This is a genomic window from Pigmentiphaga sp. NML030171 (assembly GCF_002188635.1).
GTDB classification, from domain to species: domain Bacteria; phylum Pseudomonadota; class Gammaproteobacteria; order Burkholderiales; family Burkholderiaceae_B; genus Pigmentiphaga; species Pigmentiphaga daeguensis.
This window is the reverse complement of sequence record NZ_NINX01000009.1, coordinates 45273-53092: the sequence shown is the minus strand read 5'-3', so window position 1 is coordinate 53092 and position 7820 is coordinate 45273. Positions and strand designations below refer to the sequence as shown.

The 7820-nt window shown below is 67.4% G+C and carries 10 protein-coding genes and 1 CRISPR repeat array (1 of these 11 only partly in view); of the genes, 7 read left to right on the top strand and 3 right to left on the bottom strand.

Going from position 1 to position 7820, the window contains the following annotated elements:
* Positions 1 to 2: 2 nt before the first annotated feature.
* The 5 genes from CDO46_RS01570 (at position 3) to CDO46_RS01550 (ending at position 3347) form a co-directional block, all read left to right on the top strand.
* A complete protein-coding gene (locus CDO46_RS01570; RefSeq protein WP_087836819.1) occupies positions 3 to 377 on the top strand; it encodes a YraN family protein in 375 nt (124 codons plus the stop codon).
* Positions 378 to 540: 163 nt separating this feature from the next.
* Positions 541 to 1131: a phosphoheptose isomerase gene (locus tag CDO46_RS01565; RefSeq protein WP_087836818.1), complete on the top strand. Its 591-nt coding sequence runs from the start codon at positions 541 to 543 to the stop codon at positions 1129 to 1131.
* Positions 1131 to 1805, top strand: coding sequence for a BON domain-containing protein (locus CDO46_RS01560; protein ID WP_087836817.1), 675 nt, complete (start codon positions 1131 to 1133; stop codon positions 1803 to 1805). Before CDO46_RS01565 ends, CDO46_RS01560 begins: the two co-directional genes overlap by 1 nt.
* Positions 1806 to 1918: 113 nt before the next feature.
* The gene (locus tag CDO46_RS01555; RefSeq protein ID WP_087836816.1) at positions 1919 to 2458 is read left to right on the top strand and encodes a TlpA disulfide reductase family protein; all 540 of its coding nucleotides are present in this window, start codon (positions 1919 to 1921) and stop codon (positions 2456 to 2458) included.
* Positions 2459 to 2462: 4 nt separating this feature from the next.
* A complete protein-coding gene (locus CDO46_RS01550; protein WP_087836815.1) occupies positions 2463 to 3347 on the top strand; it encodes a Kdo hydroxylase family protein in 885 nt (294 codons plus the stop codon).
* 40 nt (positions 3348 to 3387) lie between these two features.
* Here CDO46_RS01550 and pcaQ read toward each other — a convergent pair whose 3' ends face one another.
* Positions 3388 to 4347 (bottom strand): pca operon transcription factor PcaQ, encoded by a 960-nt coding sequence (gene pcaQ / locus CDO46_RS01545; protein WP_087836814.1) that lies wholly within the window; start codon positions 4345 to 4347, stop codon positions 3388 to 3390.
* A 123-nt stretch (positions 4348 to 4470) separates the two neighbouring features.
* On the opposite strand from pcaQ, the gene CDO46_RS01540 reads away from it, so the two are divergent.
* Positions 4471 to 5433 (top strand): tripartite tricarboxylate transporter substrate binding protein, encoded by a 963-nt coding sequence (locus CDO46_RS01540; protein ID WP_087836813.1) that lies wholly within the window; start codon positions 4471 to 4473, stop codon positions 5431 to 5433.
* A gap of 79 nt (positions 5434 to 5512) precedes the next feature.
* Positions 5513 to 6487, top strand: coding sequence for a tripartite tricarboxylate transporter substrate binding protein (locus CDO46_RS01535; protein ID WP_087836812.1), 975 nt, complete (start codon positions 5513 to 5515; stop codon positions 6485 to 6487).
* 68 nt (positions 6488 to 6555) lie between these two features.
* Here the strand turns inward: CDO46_RS01535 and CDO46_RS01530 are convergent, their stop codons facing one another.
* A complete protein-coding gene (locus CDO46_RS01530; RefSeq protein ID WP_087836811.1) occupies positions 6556 to 6897 on the bottom strand; it encodes a helix-turn-helix domain-containing protein in 342 nt (113 codons plus the stop codon).
* Between the two features lie 35 nt (positions 6898 to 6932).
* On the bottom strand, positions 6933 to 7190 hold the full coding sequence (locus CDO46_RS01525; RefSeq protein ID WP_087836810.1) for a type II toxin-antitoxin system RelE/ParE family toxin: 258 nt from the start codon (positions 7188 to 7190) through the stop codon (positions 6933 to 6935).
* Positions 7191 to 7298: 108 nt separating this feature from the next.
* Positions 7299 to 7820: direct repeats of the CRISPR family, unit length 29 nt; unit sequence CGGTTCATCCCCGCTCCCGCGGGGAACAC; it runs 545 nt beyond the window's last position.

Here is a 7820-nt window from a genome sequence, read left to right as displayed (position 1 = left end):
CGCTGAAGGCCCACGCAGCAGGCCGCGACCGGGCCGAGCACGCGGCACTGGCCCACCTGCGCGCCGCGGGGCTGGTCCTGGTGGCCCGCAACGTGGCGTGCCGCGCCGGCGAAATCGACCTGGTCATGCGCGAAGGCCCCGTCCTGGTCTTCGTCGAGGTCCGCGCGCGCGCCCTGGGACGCTACGGCGGCGCGGCCGCCAGCGTGGGCCCGGCCAAGCGGGTGCGCCTGGCGCGGGCCGCCGCCCATTTCCTGCGCACCCGCTGGAAGGGACCGCTGCCGCCCTGCCGCTTCGACGTCCTGGCCTTCGAGGCCGACGCGCCACCCCGCTGGATACGCCACGCCTTTTCGCTCGAGACACTGCCTGGTTTCCGATAGCGGGGCGGACTCCCATCGGCGAGTCAGGGAAACTATCATTGCCGAAGCCGCTCCAAGTCTTGACCGCCGCCCCGCAACCGAAGCGTCACGGCCGGTTACAGCGGACACACTTGCCGGCCAGGCCGGCGAGCCGGCCGTTTCCCCTGCATGAGATAATCCCGGCATGGACCTTATCGCCCGCATATCCGCCCATTTCCGCGACGCCGTCGCGCTGTTCGAACACTGCCAGGACACCCTCGCGGCGCCCACCGCGGCCGCCGTGGACGCGCTGGTGTTCAGTCTTTCCAACAACGGCAAGATCCTGGCCTGCGGCAATGGGGGCTCCGCCGCCGATGCGCAGCACTTCGCCGCCGAACTGGTCGGCCGCTTCGAACGCGAACGGCTACCGCTGGGCGCCATCGCGCTCAATACCGACACCTCCATCCTGACCGCGGTCGGCAACGACTTCGGCTACGACCGGGTGTTCTCCCAGCAGGTCAATGCGCTGGGCCAGCCGGGCGACGTGCTGGTGGCCATCTCCACCAGCGGCAACTCGGCCAACGTGATCGAGGCCATCGAGGCCGCCCATTCCCGCGAGCTGCGCGTCATCGCGCTGACGGGAAAGGGCGGCGGCCGCATCGGCCAGATGCTGACGGAAGACGACGTGCACCTGTGCGTGCCGCACGATCGCACCCTGCGCATCCAGGAAGTCCACATCCTGCTGCTGCACGCCATGTGCGACGGCATCGACGCTCAACTGCTGGGAGATCTCTGATGTTTCGCAAACCGGCCGCTGCGGTACGCCCCCTGGTCCTGGCCCTCGTGGTCGCAAGCTCGGCATGGGCGGTGTCCGCCTGCGCGCCCATCGTCCTGGGCGGCGCCTACGTCGGCACGATGGCCGCCACCGACCGCCGTACCGTGGGCATCCAGGTCGAAGACAAGAACATCGAGCTCAAGGCCTCCAGCCGCCTGTCGGGCCGCTATGGCGACAAGGGCCACATCAACGCCAATGCCTACAACCGCAAGCTGCTGCTGACCGGCGAAGTCCCGGACGAGGCCGCCAAGCGCGATGCCGAGGAACAGGCGCGCGGCGTCGAGAACGTCCGCGCCATCGTGAACGAACTCCAGATCGGCATCCCGACCTCGCTGGCCACCCGCTCGAACGACGTATTCATCGAAGGCAAGATCAAGGCTTCGCTGGTGGATGCCAAGGATCTCTTCGCCAACTCCTTCCGTATCACGGTCGAGAACGGCGTGGCCTACCTGATGGGCCGCGTCACCGAACGCGAAGGCAAGCGCGGCGCCGAGATCGCCGCCGGCGTGAGCGGCGTCAAGAAGGTGGTCAAGGTGTTCGACTACATCACCGAAGAAGAATTGCAGGACCTGTCCAAGGTGAAGGCCGAGCAGGACCAGTCGCAAGCCGCCACCGGTTCGTCCGGCAACCGCTGACCGGCGTCCCCGCCCGGCGCAAGGCGGGCGGGTCGCGCATCCCGGCCTATAATGGGTCGCATCGCGGGCGCGGACTTGCGCCGCCCTGCCCGCCACGCAACGGATCGCCCCCTATGTCGATTTCAGCCCCCGTCAACGGATCCGCCCGCGCCCAGCGCGGCGCCGCCAAGCTGGCCGCCATCCTCGTGGTCGCGCTGCTGGCCGCCGCCGGCGCCTGGTTCGCGCTGGCCCCCGCCGCCAAGGCCCCCGACACCACCTTCACCTCCATCCACGGCGACAAGTTCACCACCGAAAGCCTGCGCGGCAAGGTGGTGCTGGTCAACTTCTGGGCCACCAGTTGCGTGACCTGCGTGAAGGAAATGCCGATGATGGTCGAGACCTACAAGAAGTACGCGCCCCAGGGCTACGAGATGGTCGCGGTGGCCATGAGCTACGACCCGGCCAACTACGTGCTCAATTTCGCGCAGTCGCGCGAGCTGCCCTTCAAGGTCGCGCTCGACCCGATGGGCGAGATCGCGCGCAGCTTCCAGGACGTCAAGCTCACGCCCACCTCGTTCCTGATCGACAAGCAGGGCCGCATCATCAAGCGCTACCTGGGCGAGCCCAACGTGGCCGAGTTCCACGCCACGATCGAGAAGGCGCTGGCCAGCTGACGCCATGAGCGCGCCCTCCCGCATCGTCCGCATCGACCACCGCTCCTGGGACGACGCGCCCGGCCAGGCCGGCGCGTCCACGCCCGTGGCCGAACTGGAAGAAGGCAAGGTCCTGTACTTCCCCGAATTGCGGTTCGAATTGAGCCAGGCCGAAACCGGCCTGCTCGACCCCGCGCTGGTCGATCCGAAGCGCAAGAACATCAGCCTGAACGCCACCACCGGCAAGCTGACCGGCGTGGCCGTGGAAGACGAGCGCCAGGCCGCCATCGGCGCGCTGGTGCGCCGCTACTACGAAACCACGCGCCGCTTCCTGGACCGCCTGCTGCCCGAGTACGCCTCGCACCTGCACGCGCCCACCACCAGCCTGCGCCTGCACCGCATCGGCACCTGGAAGATGTCCTGGCGCAAGGACGACACCCGCCTGCACGTGGATGCCTTCCCTTCGCGGCCGGTGGGCGAGCAGCGCATCCTGCGCGTCTTCAACAACATCAACCCGCACGGCGATACCCGCCTGTGGCGGGTGGGCGAAGCCTTCGACACGCTGTCGGCGCGCTACCTGCCGCAGATGCCGGCCTATCGGCCCGGCGTGGCCTGGCTGCTGCACAAGCTGCACATCACCAAGAGCCGCCGCAGCGCCTATGACCATTTCATGCTGCAGTTGCACGACCGCATGAAGGCCGACGCCGGCTACCAGCGCGACGGCATACAGGAAAGCATCGAATTCCCGCCCGGCAGCACCTGGATCTGCTTCTCGGACCAGACCCCGCACGCCGCCATGACCGGCCAGTTCATGCTGGAGCAGACCTACCTGCTGCCGGTCTCGGCCATGGCCCGGCCCGACCTTTCACCCCAGCGCGTGCTGGCGCGGCAGGTCGCCGCGGCGCACTAGCACTAGCGCCCTTCCCGTGGCCGCGCCCCGCGCGGCCGTTTCAGGCATTTCCCTCGGCCTGCTCGCGCCGCTGCGCGGCCGCGGCGCGTATGCATTCGATCAGCGCCCGCACCGCGTGCGAAGGCACCGCGTCGCTGCGCAGCGTCAGCCCGACCGAGGCCGAGGTGTGCTGCGTGTCGCAGGCCAGCCGGACCAGGCTGCCGGCGCGCAGGTCGTGCTCGACCACTCCCAGCGCGATCATCCAGACCGCGTCGGTGTGGGCCACGTAGGATCGGGCGAAGGCATCGGACAGGGTCTCGATCGCCTCGCGTCCCACGCCCACGCCATGACGGACCATGTACGAGTCGATGGTGTGGCGGATGGCCGTGCCCGGCAGCGGCACCACCATGCCGCAGGCGGCGATCTCCTCGGGCTCCACGCGGCGGGCCCGCGCCAACGGATGCCCCGGCCGCGCGACCACCACCACCGGTTCCTCGTACAAGTGCTCGTATGACAGGCCCAGCATTTCCGAGGGCTCCGCCACACGCCCCAGCACCAGGTCCAGTTCGCCCTGCTTGAGCAGCGCCAGCAGGCCCGCATTCACACCCGTATGCACGCTCAGCCGCACCGACGGCCATTGGCGCTTGAACAGGCTGGCAGCCTGCGGCCCGATGGTGGGGGCGACGGTGGGCAGCGTGCCGATCGCGATCACCGCCGCGTCGTCCCGCACGGCCGACGACACATGATCCAGGCCCTCGCGCAGCGTACGCAGGCTGCTGCCGGCGTAGCCCAACAGCACGCGGCCCTTGTCCGTCAGCGACGCGCCGCGCTTGCCGCGGACCACGAGCTGCGCCTGCACCACGTCCTCGAGCTCCGCCAGGGTCTTGGAGATGGCCGGCTGCGAGATGCCCAGCGCATCGGCAGCCTTCCCCATTTGCCGGTACGCGGCGATGGCGACCAGGCATTGGAGATGCCGCAGCTTGATGCGGCCCAGTCCCATGGATATGCCGTGTTCCTGCATGAACCCTCCCCTGACCAGTGCGAATCATAACTAAAAGGAAATCATCGCTTCTTATTTTTCATTTTTCATAACCAAAATAACTAAATACACTGCGGCAAAACATCAGTATCAGGAGCGAGACCCATGCCCGTTCTTCGACCGGCCCTGCTGGCCGTCGCCATGCTTGCCGCTTATCCCGCCGCGCACGCGCAATCCGACTACCCAACCAAGCCTGTACGCGTCCTGGTCGGCTCGCCGCCGGGGGCGCCCTCGGACATGGTCGCCCGTGTCCTGGCCGAACGCCTGGGCAGCCGCTTCAAGCAGACCTTCGTCGTGGAAAACCGCGCCGGCGCCAACAACGGCCTGGCCGCGCAACAGGTCGCCAAGGCCGCGCCCGACGGCTACACGCTGCTGGTCACGCCCGACACCGTGGTCACGGTCAATCCCTTCGTCTACAAGAAGATGGACTTCGACCCGCGCACCGATCTCGTGCCGGTCTCGCTGGTGGCCAACTTCAACCAGATGATGGTGTGCGGCGCCGCGCTCAAGCTCACGTCCATGGAGCAACTGATCACGCGCGCCCGGCAGACGCCGATGACCTACGCATCCGGCGGCCAGGGCTCGCCCGGCCATCTCGCGGCCGAACTGGTCCTGAGCAAGGCCGGCGTCGCCATGACCCACGTGCCCTACAAGGGTCCGAGCCCGGCGATGACCGACGTCATGGGCGGCCAGGTCGACTGCGGCTTCCTGGCGACGCCCACGGTCCTGCCCAACGTCCAGGCCGGACGGCTGACCGCGCTGGCGGTGTCCTCGGCCCGGCCCTCGCCCATGGCGCCCACCGTGCCCACCTTGCCGCAGGTCGGACTGCCCAACATCGACGCTTCGTTCAACCAGTACCTGATGGCGCCCAAGGACACGCCGGCCGCCGTGCTCCAGGCCCTGCAGGAAGCCGTGACGGCCGCGCTGCAGGAAGCGCCCGTGCGCCAGCGCCTGACCTCGCTGGACCTGACGCCGGTGGGCCAGGTGGGCGCGCAGGCCGCAGAAACCCTGAAGCGCGACACGGCCAAGTGGGCCGAGGTGGTCAAACGCATCGATATCAAGGAATAGGCCGCCTGACTACTACACTACGGGGGCAGGCCGCGACGCAGCGGCCGCGCCGACAAGATATCTGCCCCCGGAGACCCCCATGCCCGCATTCACCCGTCTGGCCGCCACCGGCATCGTTGCCACGCTTGCCGCGGCCGTCGCATCGCCCGGCCACGCCCAGGACTATCCCAGCCGTCCCATCCGCGTCATCGTCCCCTACTCGGCCGGCGGCGGCGCGGACAATGCGGCGCGGGTGATCGCGCAGCGGCTGGGCACGGCACTGCACACACAGGTCGTGATCGACAACCGGCCGGGCGCCAGCGGCATGATAGGCGCGCAGGCGGTGGCCCAGGCCACGCCCGACGGCTATACCGTGCTGTACGACGCCTCCACCTACGCGGTGAACCCCGCGCTGCGCAAGATGCCCTTCGATCCGGACAAGGACCTCGTGCCCGTGTCGCTGGCGGTCACCGTGCCCAACATCCTGGTCGTCCACCCCGACGCCCCCTACAAGAGCTTCAAAGAATTCGTGGACTACGCCCGCCAGCATCCGGGCAAGGTCAGCTACGCCTCGTACGGCGCCGGCAGCCCCGCCCACCTCGTGGGCGAGCTGCTGAAGAACCAGGCCGGCATCGACATGCTGCACGTGCCCTACAAGGGCGGCGCTCCGGCCCTGGCCGACGTGATGGGAGGACAGGTGAACGCCTACTTCGCCAACGCCGCGTCGGGCCTATCCTACGTCCAGTCCGGCCGCCTCAAGGCGCTGGCCGTCACCTCCGCCAAGCGCATGGCCGCGCTGCCCGATACGCCCACCATCGCGGAAAACGGCTTCAAGAACTTCGAAGTGCTGGAATGGAATGGCTTCTTCGTGCCCAAGGGCACGCCGCCGGCAGTGGTCGACCGCCTGGCGAAGGAGGTCAAGGCGGCCGTGTCGGATCCGGATACCCGCGCCAAGCTGAACAAGCTCGGGCTGGACACCGTGGGCGGCACGCCAGCCGAGTTCGCCACGTTCATCCAGGGGGAGACCCGCCGCTGGAAGGAGCTGGCGACGGCGAACAAGATCACGGTGGAGTAAGAGGAGCTTCCCGTGGCTGCGGCGGACAAGCGCCCACTGTCGGGTCATCCCCGCTCCCGCGGGGAACACTAGGCATCAAGCTGATCGAGCGAAATCCCGAGCGCTTGGGCAATGCGGGCCCGGGTCGCCTTGCGCGGCCGGGCATCGGGGCCTTCCATGTTCGCGTAGGTCGGTTGCCGCACCTCAAGACGCGCGGCCATTTCCGCCTGGGTGATCCCAAGGTACTCCCGCCACGCCCGGATCAGGCTCCATCCGTTCTTGACCTGAAGGCTGATCACCTCATGGGGCACCGCCTCCCCCGCGGGGATGCGCGGCTTATTGCCAGTCAGCGCAATGTATTCGTCGTAGGGAAGCACAACGAAGGCTGGCCGGCCGTCGCTAGTGTTGATGATGGTGTGATTCGTGCTCATCGCATTCTCCGCCGGGCTATTGCCCGGATGGGGTTTCAGTACGTCTGGTCGTCGCGCTTCTTCACCTCTTGCACTTCGACGATTCGGATTTCATGATCCGCGTCAAATAGCACTCGATACTTACCGACGCGCAGGCGGTAACCGTACTGATGCTTCGTGAGGGCTTTCACATTCTGGGCGTTGGGCAAGTCCACCAACGTGGACACGGCATCAACAATCGCTTCGCGGGCCTTCTGCGTACCAACCGTTGCCAATTGCTTGCGAGCCTTCTTCATCCAGTTGATGGTGTACATCTATGCCTTATCGGATATAGGTTATTTTATAGGAAAACCTATATAAAATCCATGACTCGGGGATCGCGCAGCAGGTAGCGCACCGGGCTCATGCGTGAGCGCGAAACATGATTCGTCCCCGCTCCCGCGGGGAACTCCGCTGCTGGTGAAAAAATTCATCGGCAGCATGCGGTTCATCCCCGCTCCCGCGGGGAACACAGGAACCGAGTACAACGGCATCGGCCGCGTAGCGGTTCATCCCCGCTCCCGCGGGGAACACAGGTTCCGGTTTACCTCACGAAATTCTTTTTGCGGTTCATCCCCGCTCCCGCGGGGAACACGGCAACCGGGGCCGCCGCAAGGAGGGTTTGGGCGGTTCATCCCCGCTCCCGCGGGGAACACTCTTCGGCAGAGATCTGATCTTCGTCCATGGTCGGTTCATCCCCGCTCCCGCGGGGAACACCGGGCCGTGTTGCGCGGGCGCGCGATGATGGCCGGTTCATCCCCGCTCCCGCGGGGAACACGTGCGGGCACCACAGCCAGGGGTTGTCAGGCTCGGTTCATCCCCGCTCCCGCGGGGAACACATCGAGGACACCGAAACAAGCGAGATCAAACACGGTTCATCCCCGCTCCCGCGGGGAACACAGACG

What these genes read in the sequence shown, in the direction of transcription:
- CDO46_RS01560 (WP_087836817.1), top strand. Translation starts at nt 1,131, where the DNA reads ATGTTTCGCAAACCGGCCGCTGCGGTACGCCCCCTGGTCCTGGCCCTC.
- CDO46_RS01540 (WP_087836813.1), top strand. Translation starts at nt 4,471, where the DNA reads ATGCCCGTTCTTCGACCGGCCCTGCTGGCCGTCGCCATGCTTGCCGCT.
- CDO46_RS01530 (WP_087836811.1), bottom strand. Translation starts at nt 6,897, where the DNA reads ATGAGCACGAATCACACCATCATCAACACTAGCGACGGCCGGCCAGCC.
- pcaQ (WP_087836814.1), bottom strand. Translation starts at nt 4,347, where the DNA reads ATGCAGGAACACGGCATATCCATGGGACTGGGCCGCATCAAGCTGCGG.
- CDO46_RS01555 (WP_087836816.1), top strand. Translation starts at nt 1,919, where the DNA reads ATGTCGATTTCAGCCCCCGTCAACGGATCCGCCCGCGCCCAGCGCGGC.
- CDO46_RS01550 (WP_087836815.1), top strand. Translation starts at nt 2,463, where the DNA reads ATGAGCGCGCCCTCCCGCATCGTCCGCATCGACCACCGCTCCTGGGAC.
- CDO46_RS01525 (WP_087836810.1), bottom strand. Translation starts at nt 7,190, where the DNA reads ATGTACACCATCAACTGGATGAAGAAGGCTCGCAAGCAATTGGCAACG.
- CDO46_RS01535 (WP_087836812.1), top strand. Translation starts at nt 5,513, where the DNA reads ATGCCCGCATTCACCCGTCTGGCCGCCACCGGCATCGTTGCCACGCTT.
- CDO46_RS01565 (WP_087836818.1), top strand. Translation starts at nt 541, where the DNA reads ATGGACCTTATCGCCCGCATATCCGCCCATTTCCGCGACGCCGTCGCG.